Consider the following 14,934-nt stretch of genomic DNA (forward strand, 5'->3'; position numbering starts at 1 on the left):
AATTATTGATTCTTTTCACGAAACGTAATTTGTTTTTCAATTTTTAACATTGCTTCTTCACAGCGCTTTAAACGTTGCTCAGTCGCCAATAAGGTTTTTTGGGTTTGCTGTTGATAAAAAGAGGGGGCATTTTTCAATTCTTGCTCTTTTTCTATCACCATTTCTTTGAGGCGGCGAGTCCACTCTTGATGTTGTGCCAGCTCTTGATACAGCTCATTAATGGGCTTTCGATAATAGCTGCTGTGTTTGATCTCGCCTTTCCGAATTTTTTGAGTGGAAAGCTCACGCTGAATCGCGCCAATTTGAGCTAATAATAGCTCGGTAAGATATTCTGCGCGTGCTGGTGTTAATCGGTTGTGTTTTTTTTCTCTAACGATGCTCTCATAAGTACTTTTTGCTTCTTGTACACAGGGTACGATCAAGCGAGCTTTGCCATGAAATAGATGCTCATCAAATAGAGGGAGATGATGCTCGCCTCTGCGACGATCAAGCTGCGCAGCCTGTTTGGATAAATCATCAAGAATAGTGGCTAATTGAGAGAAATTGTTCATAGATTCACGAACCACGCATTGTAAGCCAGCTTAACCGCTAATACGCTCACGACTGTGATGAACACAGGACGAATGAATTTAGCGCCGAATCGAATGGCAGAGTGAGCCCCTACGAATGCTCCGGCCATCAAACAAACACCCATGGTTAAGCCAAGTACCCAATCGATATGTCCAAGTATAGCGAAAGTGACCAGAGAGGTAATATTGCTGGTAAAGTTCATCGCTTTTGCAAGACCAGAAGCCAGCAAAATATTCAGTTTGTATAGCGCCATTGAACTCACCGTCCAAAAAGCACCTGTACCAGGCCCAGCAACTCCATCATAAAACCCTAGTGTTAAGCCTTGAAATACCTGTTTCTTTTTTAGTTTAGGGCATGGTGTCGGAGTGACATTCTGGCTGGCAGTCGGTGTTTTTTGGAAAATAGTATAGATAGCCGTAGCTAAAATAATCAGTGGCAGCACTTTCTCCAACCATTCTGTACTGATCGCATCAACGACTAACGTACCAATAATGGCTCCAATAAGAGTTGAGATGAACGCATTCCGCCAGCATTCTGGTTTAAATAGTCGTTTTTTGTAATACGTTACCGCAGCCGTAAAAGAAGCAAACGTTGCGGCTAATTTATTTGTGCCTAATACAATATGAGGTGGTAAGCCAATGGATAGCAAAGCCGGAACGGTTAACATCCCGCCGCCACCAGCAACCGCATCGATAAATCCCGCAACGAAAGCCACAAGTGCTAAAACAACCAACATCGTCGGTTCAACAAATTCCATATAATTCCTAATGAGGCACTTTAATACTCACTAAACCTAATGGCTCATGTGCGTATATTGCTTGCCGTTCTAATATTTAATCGTTCTTTTAAAAGGTGGAAGCGAATCCAAAAGTGATTTGCCGTAGCGTTTGGTCACGATACGACGATCAAGGATGACGACTTTACCAGAATCTCTCTCTTTACGCAGCAAACGTCCTACAGATTGGATGAGCTTTTTACTCGCCTCAGGAACGGTAATTTGCATGAATGGGTTACCACCTCGGGACTGAATATATTCAGAATGAGCTTGCTCAACAGGTGAGGTTGGTACACCAAATGGTATTTTAGTGATGATTAAGTTCTCAAGTAAATCTCCCGGCAGGTCTAATCCTTCAGAAAAGCTACCAGTGCCAAACAGAATGCTTGTTTTCTGACATTGAACGAGTGTTTTATGTTTTTTTAGAATTTCTCTGCGTGAGCTATCACCTTGAATTTGCAGTGCCCAACCTCTTTTAACGAAATCTGTGGATAGAGCTTCGGCTACTTGATTCATCTGCCAGTAGGACGAAAACAAAATTAAGTTCGCTTTTTTATCCTCAATCAAATCAGGCAAAATTTCGATTAAGTGATCGGTAAACTGAGGTGCTTGAGGTTCATATTTGACCGCTGGCACAATGAGTTCCGCCTGATTTTCATAATCAAAAGGCGAAGCTAATGCGAGGAACTGTGTTCCATTCTCTGCTTTGTCGCTGATCCCAGCTTGGTGGCAGAAAAAACTGAAAGAGTTGAGGGCTCTCATGGTCGCAGAAACCAAAACGGCACCTATACAGCGGCTCCAGATTTGTTGGTCGAGTTGCCAGCCGACTTCTAAAGGGGAAACATTGACGATAAAGTCGCCCTCTCTATCTGGGCTAAGTTCTAACCAGCGAGCGAGAGGAGCTCCTTTTTCTCGTTTCGGTTCAGCCATCAGATTCCACACTTGAGCTAAGTTTTCCATTCTTTGAACGTAGAAACCTAATTCAGCAAGAGCAGGTTCCGCAAGGCGAGAGGATATTTCACCATCTTTAACGCGCTCTGCTATAAGATCGGCAATCTTAGCAACCGCTACGCTTCCCTTCTTGCTGATCGTTTTTAGCTCTTTAGATTGGTTTTCTAACCATTCAGGCAGTTCACCATGTTCAAATCGGTAGCGTTTATCTTCAAAATGCGATGCATCAAATTGCTGGCATAGTTGACTCAAGCTTGGAACCAGTTGCTGTACTGAGTCTTGCAGTTCATTTCTAAAGCGGCTGACTCGTTTCTCTTCTGCAAGAGCAGAGAACTTAGAGATAGATTGATTTAACTTCTCTAGCCAGCTTACAGCACCTTTAAGGCTAGTGGCAGCGGATGAGTGGTCTCGTGCAACATGTGGAAGGTGATGAGCCTCATCGAAAATATAAATGGTATCTTCAGGTTCTGGGAGTATGACACCGCCACCTAAATCTGCATCAGCCATAACCAGACTGTGATTAGCGATGATGACGTCAGCTTTATCTAACTCAGAACGTGCTTTTTGAAAAGGACAGTCACGGTGTGAAGGCATGCTGTTATTGCAACTGTGCTTATCACTAACAATAAGTTGCCAGATGTCGTCTTTGAAAGATTTAGGCCATGAGTCTCGATCCCCATCCCATTTCCCTTGAGCCAGGCTTTTATGCATGGTTTGTAAAAGTTCGATATCTTTTTTTTGTGGTTTAGTCTCAAACATCGCCACCTGACCTTCATCTGCCCCACAAGCCGCAGCAAGCTTTTCTGCACAGCAGTAGCGTTGACGACCTTTCGCCAATATAAAAGAGAACTCGCGATCGGTGATCCTTCTATATAGAGGTAGGTCTTTATTCACGAGCTGTTCTTGCAGTGCAACCGTCGCTGTTGATATCACTATTTTCCGATTATTGACTACGGCAACAGGAATGGCCGCCATTAGATAGGCGAGCGATTTACCAATACCAGTCCCTGCTTCGGCAACAATAAGACGGTTTTTTTTATGGTATTGGCCACAAAGCGTTTTGGTTATTTCCGCAACGAGATAATTTTGAGCGCGGCGAGGGACAAAGTTTTCCAGTTGAAATTGGAGGTTTTGATAACTCTTGCGAATGGATTGTTGGATTTTACTAGTAGACATATTGTGACCTGCTTAACGGGAAATGGATGGTAGCACATCTTGCTAAGCTTTTCTTTTTTACCAAAATGGTCTGCTTTTTAGGCAAAGATGGATCTTGTTCACAAAAAAAAACTGAACCTTTAGGAAACTAACATTAATTTATATGGTGAAATATATAAAACCTTAAATTGGTGTTTTTTGTAGTTTTATACTCTGTTTGATTGTGTTTTTTAGTTGTTTTGTGGTCTTTAATTTCAAATTGTTGTTATTTTATTTATTTTGATTTTTTATGTTTTTGGTGAGATATTAGTCGAAAATGTGAATATAAACCCATAAAGCATTGATTATTAAGGGTTTGTTTGAGGTGTTAATATTTTTTTATGTTATTTGACACGCAGAATAATCTTTTGCAATCTAGACCTCGAAATTTAGAGGTGCTGATAAGTTTTCAACATAGAAAACGTCAGTGCTATCAAACTAAGGGAACCGGGCAAGGATTTCCCAATTATAGAAAAGGCAGTGGATTATTATGAAAAAGACTCTATTAGCATTAGCTGTAGTAGCAGCGGCTGGTTCAGTAAACGCGGCAGAAATTTACTCTGGCGATAACTCTAAAGTTTCTCTTAAAGGTGAAGTTGATATTCTTTTAACAACTTCTGAGCAAGATAATTTTGATGGTTCTACTTCTAAAGCAGATGCTGACATTTCTACTTGGGGTAAAATACAATTAGATGCTGAGCATAAAATTAATGACTCACTAACATCTTTTGCATCTTTTGAAATTGAAACAACTAAAATTGCTAACAAAGAAAACGTTGCACGATTTGATGATGTTCTAGTTGGTGTTAAAACTGATGTTTGGGGTGTAGCGTTTGGTGAAGTTGGTGACTTAGCAGAGTCTATGGATGCAATCCAAAAAGACGATATCACTAACGAAGGTAACTACATGGGCTCAACTGGTGGTAACCACAAAGAGTCTGATGGTCACGGTGCTGTATTCAAAATTAAAGCTGCTGAAGGCCTAGTTCTTGTTGCAGATGTTAACACTGATGCTGACGAAAACGTTGATAACACTTACGGTGTATCTGCTGATTACACAATGGGTGATTACTCAATTGGTGCTTCTTACCTAACTGGTGATGCTGCTGCTGATATTGATTACTCAGTAATGGGTGTATCTGGTTCTGCTCAATTTGGTGACCTATTCTTAGCGCTTACTTATGCAGAATATGAAGGTAATGACGGTTACGGTTACTGGGATTCAGCTGACAAAATGTCTGGTGATACTTTAGGTTTTGCTGCTGCTTACCAAATCGAGAAGCTACGTCTATATACAACTTACTCACTAGCAAAAGCTGATGAAATTACAGCTACAGGTGCTGACGTTGATGTAGAATCAACTAACCTTGTTGTTGGTGCTGATTACGAAGTACTTAGCAATGTTACTGGTTTCCTTGAGTACCAAACAGCTGATTACGATAACAATGTTAAAACATATGATGCTGATACAGTAACTGCTGGTGTTTACTACACGTTCTAATTAGCGTTTACATGTTATAGTCAAAAGCCAGCGTGGATACGCTGGCTTTTTTAATTCTAGGGGAGTTCAATGAATAAGTTCATTATTGCGTGCATTACGTTGCTATCCAGTAGTTTAGCTTTTTCTGCTACGATCAATTTAGATTCGGGGATTGATTTATTGGTTGTAAATGGCGAAAAAGTTGAAGATGTAGACAATATTTCACTGATCGGCGGTGAGAATCAACTTGTGGTTGAGTTTGCTGGGCGATTAAGTGAAAAAGGTAAGCGCGAGTATTTTAGTTCAGTACCATATATTGCAGTGGTAAAAGCTGAACAAAACAGTGATATCACTATACAGTTATTATCGAAAACTTTTAGCGAGACAAAGCAACGCGTTGAAGATAAGCAGCCAATTTTTGAATTCATCATTGATGGTGCGTCTACACAGGGTGAGCAAGTTGTGCTTCCTCCCATAAGTGATGTATTCCCGTACTCTAATGTTCCGGCCTTAGTCAAAAGTTATAACCAAACGCATGGTTTAATTTTTGAATCAGGTAAGATACGCTCACTGAAAAAAGAGCTTGAGCAGGTACAGCTACAAGAGTCAACGACTGTTAAACCTGAAACAGTTGCAGTAGAAACTGAAACAAGCCTTCAAATGAAGCTTTGGTATTCAAGAGCGACACCTGAAGAGCGTAAAACGTTTAGAAAATGGCTAATCGACCAAGAATAAAATGAATTCGTTCAAGCCCATCAAATCTTAAATGGGCTTGAACAACCTCTTGGTACCTTTTAATTACAGCTCTTTCCATTCCCCTGGCTTCAAATCTCCCACATTCATGTCACCCATCGAATAGCGTATCAGACGCAGTGTTGGAAATCCGATATTAGCCGTCATGCGACGCACCTGTCGGTTTCGGCCTTCAATGATAGTAATAGCTAGCCAAGTCGTTGGTATTGCCGCTCTAAAGCGCACTGGTGGCGTTCTGTCCCACACTGAAGGTTCTTGCATCACTTCAACTTGAGCGGGTAGTGTCATACCATCTTTTAGCTCTACACCTCTTCTCAATTTTTCTAAATCTTCCTCAAGCGGCGCACCTTCAACCTGGACCCAATAGGTTTTTGGCGATTTAGAGGATGGCTGAGTGAGTTGCGCTTGATAAAAACCGTCGTTGGTCAATACCAGTAATCCTTCACTGTCACGGTCTAATCGACCAGCAGCATAGACATCTTTAACAGGGATGAAATCCGAAAGTGTCTTTCGCCCATCACCATCCGTAAACTGGCTTAATGTATCAAATGGCTTATTAAATAAGATTACTTTTCTATCTTCAATTGCGATTCTAGGCTTCTTGTCTGCTCTATGAGATTTTGATGGTCGCTTTTTGAATGGCTTAGATGCCGTACCATTTGCTGTTTTGCGTTTGAAATGGGAAGGTTTATCTGATGTGCGATTATAATTATTTGCGCTTCTAGGACGAGAAGACATGTTAACTACCTTGCAAAAATGTAAATGGACTGTATTCAAAAGTTTTCCCGAGAAGGGATTTGAGATATCATTTGCGCGCCTAAATGACACAACAACGAACAAGATAATAGACTATTCGTCATGTTTTGTTTAATTATAAGTGGTATACCAATCTACATATACGTTTATTGACTTGAATATCGAGTTATTAAGACTGGTACTGCCAATGCACTCACGGATTTGAACAAGCGTTGCTCAGGCGGAGAACGCTTCGTTTAAAAAATATAAAGAGTGCAATTATGCGAGTAGGTTAGTGTTTCGCTAGCTTAGGAGCGCAATTCACATTGCTCTAATGTTACTAGAGCTTGTTAGAACTATAGGGAAATTTCATGCCTACAGAAAAACCAACCATTATCTATACCATCACAGATGAAGCACCGGCTTTGGCGACGTACTCTTTACTGCCAATCATTCAATCTTTTACGGCTTCATCAGGAATCAATGTAGATACCCGCGATATTTCATTGGCTGGGCGTATTATTGCTAACTTCCCAGAGCATTTAAAAGAAGACCAACGTATCTCTGATGCCCTTGCTGAGTTAGGTGAATTAGCGAAAACGCCAGAAGCTAATATCATTAAGCTTCCCAACGTATCGGCATCGGTACCACAGTTAAAAGCGGCGATTGCTGAACTTCAAGCGAAAGGCTACGCACTACCTAACTACCCTGAAGAGCCAAATACATACGATGAAAAGGCGATTCAAGCGACTTACGATAAAATTAAAGGTAGCGCAGTAAACCCAGTATTACGTGAAGGCAACTCGGATCGCCGAGCGCCACTTTCTGTTAAGAATTACGCAAAGAAAAACCCTCATTCAATGGGCGCGTGGTCTGCTGATTCTAAATCCCATGTTGCAAGCATGGATGATAAAGATTTCTTTGGTAGTGAAAAGTCAGTCACTATCTCTGGTGAGACACAAGTTCGCATTGAATTTGTAGCCCAAGATGGCACGACTAAAGTACTGAAAGATGCACTAGCACTTCAAGATAAAGAGATTATTGATGCGTCGGTTTTGAACCAATCAGCTCTCGTTTCATTTTTTGAAAAAGAGATTGAAGACGCGAAAAAACAAGATGTTCTACTTTCTCTACACATGAAAGCAACCATGATGAAAGTGTCTGACCCTGTCATTTTTGGTCATGCTGTTAAAGTGTACTACAAAGATGTGTTTGCTAAGTATGGCGAGCTATTCGAAGAGTTAGGCGTCGATGTTAATAATGGGTTAGGGGACGTTTACGCAAAAATCGCGTCATTACCACAAGCTCAAAAAGAAGAGATTGAAGCGGCAATTCTCGCGGTTTACGAGACTCAACCAGCACTGGCAATGGTTGACTCAGACCGAGGCATCACAAACTTGCACGTACCAAGCGATATCATCGTTGATGCTTCAATGCCTGCAATGCTTCGCTCTTCTGGTCAAATGTGGGGCCCAGACGGCAAACAAAAAGATACTAAAGCACTGATTCCAGATCGCTGCTATGCCGGTGTTTACCAATCGGTTATCGATTTCTGTAAAGAGAATGGGGCATTTGATCCAACAACAATGGGTAGTGTTCCAAATGTTGGCTTGATGGCTCAAAAAGCGGAAGAGTATGGCTCGCATGATAAAACATTCATCTTAGATGCTGCTGGTACCGTTCGCGTTGTTGATGCTGAAGGTTCTGTTTTGATCGAACAAATCGTCGAACAGGGTGATATTTTCCGCATGTGCCAAGTGAAAGATGCGCCAATTCAAGATTGGGTGAAACTTGCGGTTACTCGTGCCAAAGCATCGAATGTGCCTGCAATTTTCTGGTTAGATTCACAACGCGCACACGATGCAGAGTTGATTAAGAAAGTTGAAACTTATCTAGCCGATTACGACTTGTCAGGCTTAGAGATTAAAATCCTATCTCCTGTAGAAGCAACAGAATATTCGCTGGTTAGAATCTTAGAGGGCCTAGATACGATCTCTGTAACAGGTAACGTATTGCGTGACTACCTAACCGATCTGTTCCCAATTTTGGAGCTGGGTACTTCTGCGAAGATGTTATCCATTGTTCCATTAATGAACGGTGGCGGCCTGTTTGAAACAGGGGCGGGTGGTTCTGCGCCTAAGCACGTACAACAAGTTGAAAAAGAGAACCATCTACGTTGGGATTCTTTAGGTGAGTTCTTAGCACTAGCGGCTTCTCTGGAGCATTTAAGTGTTGTTTCGGGTAATGCGAAAGCTCAGGTTCTAGCGGATGCTTTAGATAAAGCGACAGGTGACTTTTTAGATAATAATAAATCGCCATCTCGTAAAGTGGGTGAGCTTGATAACCGTGGTAGCCACTATTATCTTGCGACATACTGGGCTCAAGCTCTAGCAGATCAGAGTGTCGACGCTGATCTTGCTGCTGAGTTTGCGCCTATTGCTAAGCAGTTAGCAGACAACGAGAGTGCAATTGTGGCTGAATTGAATGATGCGCAAGGTGTTGTCGGTGACCTTGGTGGTTACTACTTCATTGATGATGCGAAAACATCAGCGTTAATGCGCCCAAGCTCGACGCTGAATAGCATTATTGAAGACTAGTGTTATTGAAGAAAAGCGCTATTGAACGTTAATCGTTGCTAATGCGTTGTCCAGTAAAAAACCCGCTAATGAATAGCGGGTTTTTTTATGTAACCATTTAGCTGTCGAGTAAGCATTGTTGAGATGGGTTGCTTACATTACGTATTTTTGGCTATTTTGTTGCTTCAATGGGCATGACGGAGCTGGCGTGTGAGCCTTTTGGCCCTTTTTCAACTTCGTACGCGACTTGTTGCCCGGCCTTTAAAGTGCGGTAACCATCCATTTGAATAGTGGAGTAATGTGCGAAAATATCCCCTTCTTCATCCTCCGGACTAATAAAACCAAACCCTTTAGCGTTGTTAAACCATTTTACTGTACCTGTAGCCATGCTATACGTCCTTAATGCATTTTATTACTGATATTGTTGTGGTGTAGATGAGTGTTTCTTTTCCCTAACACTCAATGAATTACCAACTGGTAAAAAATTGACCACTACGCACCAATGTAGCCAATGATTTCATCTAGTCAATAGTTCGATAGTATAAATAACAACATATTGGTAATTAAATCACCTTGCAATTAACTTGGCTGTAACTTTTTTGCAAACTGATATACTGTTAAGGCGAGATGGAAAATTTTTACTTGCTGTCTTTTTAATCAACAAGATACCGAATTAGTAGCAATCGCAATCTTTTATTTGCAGCGTTACCAATGGTGCATTAGTCTTTAGATGTGAAATGTTTTTTATAAGGATGTTTTGCAGTGTGCAAGTTCAAAGATTTATACGTCATTTTGTGAAATGATAAGTTTAGAAGTCCTACAAACATTGATGGCCATGAGTAAAAATTTTGAATGGGTAACTCCAGACTCAAACCTACTGGAGAAAGAGCGGACACAGATAAAACCGCCGGCAATGTATAACGTTATATTAAACAACGATGATTACACCCCGATGGATTTTGTCATCGAGATCCTAGAACGTTTTTTTTCATTGGATATTGATAAAGCAACACAAGTTATGCTTAAGGTTCATTATGATGGAAAAGCAGTTTGCGGTACATTCAGTGCTGAGATTGCTGAAACAAAAGTAGCCCAAGTAACGATGTACTCAAAAGAAAATGAGCATCCGCTACTATGTACAATGGAGCAAGCGTAGTCGGCTTGCTTGAGCAACCAAAGTTGTTCCTATAGGAGGTACATATGCTGAATAAAGAATTAGAGTCGAGTCTCAACGGTGCATTTGCTCGCGCGCGCGACAAACGGCACGAATTTATGACTGTTGAACACCTCCTACTTGCGTTATTAGAAAATGATGCAGCTAAGGATGCGTTGCTTGCCTGCCAAGCAGAATTAGACGCCCTTCGTCAAGAGCTCGATATTTTTATCGATCAAACCACCCCGCTTATCCCAGAAAATGACGAATCGCGAGAAACGCAGCCAACACTTAGCTTTCAGCGAGTGCTGCAGCGTGCTGTTTTCCATGTTCAATCGTCTGGTCGCAGTGAAGTCACAGGGGCAAATGTACTCGTTGCCATTTTTAGTGAACAAGAGTCCCATGCCGCGTACCTGCTTAAAAAGAATGATATTAGCCGTTTAGATATTGTGAATTTTATCTCTCATGGTATTAGCAAAGCCGCGGATTCCCATGAAGACTCTTCTTCTGAGTCATTTGGAAGTGAGGGGGCTGAAGAGGCGAATTCGGATGAACGCTTAGAAAGTTTCGCGACCAATCTCAATGAAGTGGCGAAAAAAGGCCAAATCGACCCGCTTATCGGACGTGATAAAGAGTTAGAAAGAACCATTCAAGTATTGTGTCGTCGCCGTAAAAATAACCCTCTATTAGTCGGCGAAGCTGGTGTCGGCAAAACGGCTATCGCAGAAGGTTTAGCGTGGCGCATTGTTGAAGGGCAAGTTCCTGAAGTCATTCAAGACAGCATTATCTACTCGTTAGATATTGGCTCACTTTTGGCAGGCACTAAATACCGTGGTGACTTTGAAAAACGCTTTAAAGGTATTTTGAAGCAGCTAGAAAAAGAAGATGATGCGATCTTATTCATTGATGAAATCCACACAATCATTGGTGCAGGTGCCGCGTCGGGTGGGCAAGTGGATGCCGCAAACTTGATCAAACCGCTATTGAGTAGTGGTAAGTTACGCTGTATTGGTTCAACTACCTACCAGGAGTACAGCACTGTTTTTGAAAAAGAACGCGCACTTTCACGTCGTTTCCAAAAGATTGATGTGGTTGAACCTTCGATCGATGACACGACTAAAATTCTTATCGGGTTGAAGCCTAAATATGAAGCGCACCACGATGTTCGTTATACCAATAAGGCATTGCGAGCAGCGGTAGAACTTTCTGCCAAATACATTAATGAACGTCATCTGCCAGATAAAGCGATTGATGTGATCGATGAAGCAGGGGCTCGTAGTCGCTTGGCTCCCGTTAGCCGTCGTAAGAAAACCGTAAGCGTTGCCGATATCGAGTCGATGGTAGCAAAAATGGCTCGTATCCCCGAAAAATCGGTCTCTTCTTCTGATAAAGATATTTTGCAGAAGCTCGATGACAAAATGAAAATGCTGGTGTTTGGACAAGATCCTGCGATCGACGTTCTTAGCGAGGCGATTAAATTGACTCGTGCTGGCTTAGGCGCTGATAACAAACCTGTCGGTTCATTCCTGTTTGCTGGCCCTACAGGGGTGGGTAAAACGGAAGTGACAGTGCAATTATCTAAATTGATGGGTATTGAGCTGTTGCGATTTGATATGTCTGAGTACGGTGAACGCCATTCAGTCAGTCGTTTGATTGGTGCTCCTCCTGGTTATGTTGGGTATGACCAAGGCGGGCTATTAACGGACGCGGTGATTAAGCATCCACATGCTGTCGTCTTGCTTGATGAGATTGAAAAAGCGCACCCAGATATCTTTAATTTGCTTCTACAAGTGATGGATAACGGTACATTAACGGATAACAATGGCCGAAAAGCGGATTTCCGAAACGTGATATTGGTGATGACAACCAATGCTGGTGTGGCAGAAACTGAGAAAAAATCAATGGGGCTTATTCAGCAAGATCATAGCCCTGATGCGATGGCCGAAATCAAGAAAGTATTTACGCCAGAGTTCCGTAACCGTTTAGATAACATCATTTGGTTCAATAGTCTTGATGAGAGTGTGATCCATCAAGTGGTGGATAAATTCATCGTTGAACTTCAAGTACAGTTAGATGCGCGTGGCGTGTCGCTTGAAGTTTCAGAGGATGCTCGCCACTGGTTAGCTCATAAAGGCTATGACAAAACGATGGGGGCAAGACCAATGGGGCGTGTGATTCAAGAGCGTCTGAAAAAGCCTCTTGCTAATGAGTTGCTGTTTGGGTCATTAGTTGATGGCGGTACGGTGAAGGTGACACTTGAAGATGAAGAGCTTAAGTTCAAGTACATTGGAACAAAAGAGAAAGCGATTCATTGATGAAGGTGACGTTTAGCGGCTTAAAAATTAAAGACTAACGCTGAACGTTTATAGTATAAAAATAAAATACCCACTAGACATAGTGGGTATTTTTTTAATCGTAAAACATAAAAAACAGAGCAATTAGGCTCTGTTTTTTATTGCAGTCGTAAATTAGATATTAACGAGCGCGGAAGACGATGCGGCCTTTGGATAGGTCGTATGGAGTCATCTCTACAGTTACTTTGTCACCAGTAAGAATACGGATGTAGTTCTTACGCATTTTACCTGAGATATGAGCTGTAACTACGTGACCATTTTCTAGTTCAACACGAAACATTGTGTTTGGTAGAGTATCAAGTACAGTGCCTTGCATCTCAATTACGTCTTCTTTAGCCATTTAATCCTCTTTAGAAACTTGGCATCCTTTAGCGGCTAAGTGTCGCCACTAAAATCTAGATATGTAAACTTGTCGCGTATTCTACCCTTGCCATCGCTGATTTACTAGCCTTTGATGAGGTTGAAAGCGTACTTTATAGTTCATCGCTGAACAATCGTCGATTTGATAACCTAAATATAGCCATTGTTTGTTAAGTTTTTGGCAATATTGAATTTGGTATAGCACTGCTAACGTCCCAATGGAAAGATCAACATCAGGATCGAAAAAGGTGTAGAAAGCACTGGCGCAATTATTTAAGTCATCAGTGACCGCAATCGCTACCAGCGTTTCTTGATCGTAGATGTGTAAAAATCGACAATTTAGCCACTTCGCTTGAGAAAACTGGAAAAACTCTTTCTGCTTTGGTGGGTACATAGTGCCATGCTTGTGGCGAGCATTAATGTAACGGCTATAAAGTTCAAACCACTGCTCATCCATGCTGCTTTTGAGCTCCCATCGAAGGTGGTTCGCTTTGTTTAACACTCTTTTCTGACTTTTTGATGGTTTGAAATTAGGAATGTCGACACGTAAAGCTGTGCAGGCTTGGCATTTGTCGCAATGAGGCCTGTATATCGTATCGCCACTGCGACGAAAGCCATTCGCAAGTAAAATTTCATAGCTTGCCGCGGTTTGCATTTCATTATCAAGTGCAACCGCAACGCGTTCTTGTCTATCGGCCAAATAGCTACACGGGTGATTATCGGTCAATCCAATTTTTATTTGTTGCAAATCTGAACTCATTATTCATTTCCCTCAATAGGCCAAGTTAACCACTGAGTTTTAAAGCAATTCATTGAAACGGGCTTGTCTCTATAGGATAGCAGTCTCTGCAAGAAATCGTCTCGTTCAATCTCAACTGCGCCTAGAGATGCTAAGTGAGGGTTCATGACCTGACAGTCGATTAATTTGCCGGAGTACGTTGAAAAATGGTCACAAAAATACCACAGAGCGATTTTAGAGGCGTTGGGCTCAATACTGAACATTGACTCGCCACAGAATATTTTCCCTCTCAATATCCCATATAACCCGCCAATGAGCTCATCACCCTGCCATACTTCGACCGAGTGACAATGCCCTTGCTCTGCTAAAGTTATATAGGCAGCTCTCATCTCTTCGTTTAGCCATGTCTCTTCTGCAGGTCGCAGCTGGGCACACAACTGAATCACTTGAGAGGTAGCTCGATTGATGCTGATGCTATAGCGATGTTTTTTTTGAAACTTTTTTACACTTTTCGATGGTTTGAAGGTCTTAGGGTTAAAGACGGCTCGCGGTGAGGGGCTCCACCAAAGAATAGGTTCTCCGGGACCATACCAAGGAAAGATACCGTTACTATAAGCAGTTAGAATGCGTTGTGGATGTAAATCACCTCCGAATGCGAGCAAGCCGTTAGGTTCTTCTAGGGCTTCGTACGGGGAAGGAAACCGATTATTGTCGCTTTCTAACTCAGTGAGATATAGGGTCATAAATACTTAATGTGAAAGATGGAGAAATAAAATGAAACGTTGGTTATTAATCTTACTTGTTTTACCCATGTTCGCCAATGCAGGATACCAACGAAATCAAGCACGTCCAGTAAACTCTGTCGTGTATGGAAAAGTTGATTCCGTTCGATATATCACTGAACAGCAGATTGTACAGTCGCAGGCTAACGGATGGGAGACATTGTTAGGCGGTGTCGTTGGTGGGCTGATTGGCAACCAGTTCGGTGGTGGATCAGGAAAAGAGGTCGCGACAGCGGTTGGGGCAATAGCTGGGGCTGGTGTCGCACGAAATCGAGCAACTAGCCAATATAAAATTGAATATAAGCTGGTAGAGATTTTAATTAAGACTGATTCTGGAAAGCTTGTCGATGTGATCCAAGATGTTGATAGCACTATGCTGCTCAATCGTGGTGATTCTGTTCGTATTCTCTATTTTGATGATGGGGTGCGTGTCGATTTGGTTTACTGATGCTGCCATTGAATGACTAAATATCCTTTAATTTGAATTAGATTAGCTCTGGAGTTCAGGATTA

At 41.8% G+C, this 14,934-nt stretch carries 14 protein-coding genes; 6 read left to right on the forward strand and 8 right to left on the reverse strand.

What is annotated here, in order from left to right; translation table 11 throughout:
- Window positions 1-2: 2 nt before the first annotated feature.
- The 3 genes from FCV43_RS00805 to dinG form a co-directional block, all read right to left on the reverse strand.
- On the reverse strand, window positions 3-551 hold the full coding sequence (locus tag FCV43_RS00805; RefSeq protein WP_017051932.1) for a primosomal replication protein: 549 nt from the start codon (window positions 549-551) through the stop codon (window positions 3-5).
- Window positions 548-1,327, reverse strand: a complete 780-nt coding sequence (locus tag FCV43_RS00810) for a sulfite exporter TauE/SafE family protein (RefSeq protein ID WP_017051933.1) — start codon at window positions 1,325-1,327, stop codon at window positions 548-550. Before FCV43_RS00810 ends, FCV43_RS00805 begins: the two co-directional genes overlap by 4 nt.
- Before the next feature lie 69 nt (window positions 1,328-1,396).
- Window positions 1,397-3,472, reverse strand: coding sequence for an ATP-dependent DNA helicase DinG (gene dinG, locus FCV43_RS00815; RefSeq protein ID WP_136993738.1), 2,076 nt, complete (start codon window positions 3,470-3,472; stop codon window positions 1,397-1,399).
- 508 nt (window positions 3,473-3,980) lie between these two features.
- Between dinG and FCV43_RS00820 the strand changes: the two genes are divergently transcribed.
- A complete protein-coding gene (locus FCV43_RS00820; RefSeq protein WP_136993739.1) occupies window positions 3,981-4,991 on the forward strand; it encodes a porin in 1,011 nt (336 codons plus the stop codon).
- 69 nt (window positions 4,992-5,060) lie between these two features.
- The gene (locus FCV43_RS00825) at window positions 5,061-5,705 is read left to right on the forward strand and encodes a DUF2057 family protein (RefSeq protein WP_136993740.1); all 645 of its coding nucleotides are present in this window, start codon (window positions 5,061-5,063) and stop codon (window positions 5,703-5,705) included.
- Between the two features lie 63 nt (window positions 5,706-5,768).
- On the opposite strand, the gene FCV43_RS00830 is transcribed toward FCV43_RS00825, so the two are convergent.
- A complete protein-coding gene (locus tag FCV43_RS00830; RefSeq protein ID WP_170961575.1) occupies window positions 5,769-6,461 on the reverse strand; it encodes a pseudouridine synthase in 693 nt (230 codons plus the stop codon).
- Window positions 6,462-6,829: 368 nt separating this feature from the next.
- Between FCV43_RS00830 and FCV43_RS00835 the strand changes: the two genes are divergently transcribed.
- Window positions 6,830-9,055, forward strand: a complete 2,226-nt coding sequence (locus tag FCV43_RS00835) for an NADP-dependent isocitrate dehydrogenase (RefSeq protein ID WP_136993742.1) — start codon at window positions 6,830-6,832, stop codon at window positions 9,053-9,055.
- A 151-nt stretch (window positions 9,056-9,206) separates the two neighbouring features.
- On the opposite strand, the gene cspD is transcribed toward FCV43_RS00835, so the two are convergent.
- On the reverse strand, window positions 9,207-9,422 hold the full coding sequence (gene cspD, locus FCV43_RS00840) for a cold shock domain-containing protein CspD (RefSeq protein ID WP_017051938.1): 216 nt from the start codon (window positions 9,420-9,422) through the stop codon (window positions 9,207-9,209).
- 447 nt (window positions 9,423-9,869) lie between these two features.
- Between cspD and clpS the strand changes: the two genes are divergently transcribed.
- Window positions 9,870-10,190, forward strand: coding sequence for an ATP-dependent Clp protease adapter ClpS (gene clpS / locus FCV43_RS00845; RefSeq protein ID WP_113797675.1), 321 nt, complete (start codon window positions 9,870-9,872; stop codon window positions 10,188-10,190).
- A 44-nt stretch (window positions 10,191-10,234) separates the two neighbouring features.
- Complete coding sequence (gene clpA / locus FCV43_RS00850; RefSeq protein WP_136993743.1) at window positions 10,235-12,502, forward strand: ATP-dependent Clp protease ATP-binding subunit ClpA; 2,268 nt, start codon at window positions 10,235-10,237, stop codon at window positions 12,500-12,502.
- A gap of 160 nt (window positions 12,503-12,662) precedes the next feature.
- Here the strand turns inward: clpA and infA are convergent, their stop codons facing one another.
- The 3 genes from infA to aat all read right to left on the reverse strand — a co-directional run bounded on the left by infA (window position 12,663) and on the right by aat (window position 14,383).
- On the reverse strand, window positions 12,663-12,881 hold the full coding sequence (infA, locus tag FCV43_RS00855) for a translation initiation factor IF-1 (RefSeq protein WP_001040192.1): 219 nt from the start codon (window positions 12,879-12,881) through the stop codon (window positions 12,663-12,665).
- An 81-nt stretch (window positions 12,882-12,962) separates the two neighbouring features.
- The gene (locus FCV43_RS00860; RefSeq protein ID WP_113797496.1) at window positions 12,963-13,661 is read right to left on the reverse strand and encodes an arginyltransferase; all 699 of its coding nucleotides are present in this window, start codon (window positions 13,659-13,661) and stop codon (window positions 12,963-12,965) included.
- A complete protein-coding gene (gene aat, locus FCV43_RS00865; RefSeq protein ID WP_136993744.1) occupies window positions 13,661-14,383 on the reverse strand; it encodes a leucyl/phenylalanyl-tRNA--protein transferase in 723 nt (240 codons plus the stop codon). The genes FCV43_RS00860 and aat overlap by 1 nt, the downstream gene beginning before the upstream one ends.
- Before the next feature lie 31 nt (window positions 14,384-14,414).
- On the opposite strand from aat, the gene FCV43_RS00870 reads away from it, so the two are divergent.
- On the forward strand, window positions 14,415-14,870 hold the full coding sequence (locus FCV43_RS00870) for a glycine zipper 2TM domain-containing protein (RefSeq protein ID WP_017051943.1): 456 nt from the start codon (window positions 14,415-14,417) through the stop codon (window positions 14,868-14,870).
- The last annotated feature ends 64 nt before the right edge of the window (window positions 14,871-14,934 follow it).

Source organism: Vibrio genomosp. F6, assembly GCF_005146325.1.
Lineage (GTDB): Bacteria > Pseudomonadota > Gammaproteobacteria > Enterobacterales > Vibrionaceae > Vibrio > Vibrio cortegadensis.

What these genes read in the sequence shown, in the direction of transcription:
- aat (WP_136993744.1), bottom strand. Translation starts at nt 14,383, where the DNA reads ATGACCCTATATCTCACTGAGTTAGAAAGCGACAATAATCGGTTTCCT.
- FCV43_RS00810 (WP_017051933.1), bottom strand. Translation starts at nt 1,327, where the DNA reads ATGGAATTTGTTGAACCGACGATGTTGGTTGTTTTAGCACTTGTGGCT.
- cspD (WP_017051938.1), bottom strand. Translation starts at nt 9,422, where the DNA reads ATGGCTACAGGTACAGTAAAATGGTTTAACAACGCTAAAGGGTTTGGT.
- FCV43_RS00825 (WP_136993740.1), top strand. Translation starts at nt 5,061, where the DNA reads ATGAATAAGTTCATTATTGCGTGCATTACGTTGCTATCCAGTAGTTTA.
- FCV43_RS00870 (WP_017051943.1), top strand. Translation starts at nt 14,415, where the DNA reads ATGAAACGTTGGTTATTAATCTTACTTGTTTTACCCATGTTCGCCAAT.
- FCV43_RS00830 (WP_170961575.1), bottom strand. Translation starts at nt 6,461, where the DNA reads ATGTCTTCTCGTCCTAGAAGCGCAAATAATTATAATCGCACATCAGAT.
- clpS (WP_113797675.1), top strand. Translation starts at nt 9,870, where the DNA reads ATGAGTAAAAATTTTGAATGGGTAACTCCAGACTCAAACCTACTGGAG.
- dinG (WP_136993738.1), bottom strand. Translation starts at nt 3,472, where the DNA reads ATGTCTACTAGTAAAATCCAACAATCCATTCGCAAGAGTTATCAAAAC.
- FCV43_RS00835 (WP_136993742.1), top strand. Translation starts at nt 6,830, where the DNA reads ATGCCTACAGAAAAACCAACCATTATCTATACCATCACAGATGAAGCA.
- FCV43_RS00805 (WP_017051932.1), bottom strand. Translation starts at nt 551, where the DNA reads ATGAACAATTTCTCTCAATTAGCCACTATTCTTGATGATTTATCCAAA.
- FCV43_RS00860 (WP_113797496.1), bottom strand. Translation starts at nt 13,661, where the DNA reads ATGAGTTCAGATTTGCAACAAATAAAAATTGGATTGACCGATAATCAC.
- clpA (WP_136993743.1), top strand. Translation starts at nt 10,235, where the DNA reads ATGCTGAATAAAGAATTAGAGTCGAGTCTCAACGGTGCATTTGCTCGC.
- infA (WP_001040192.1), bottom strand. Translation starts at nt 12,881, where the DNA reads ATGGCTAAAGAAGACGTAATTGAGATGCAAGGCACTGTACTTGATACT.
- FCV43_RS00820 (WP_136993739.1), top strand. Translation starts at nt 3,981, where the DNA reads ATGAAAAAGACTCTATTAGCATTAGCTGTAGTAGCAGCGGCTGGTTCA.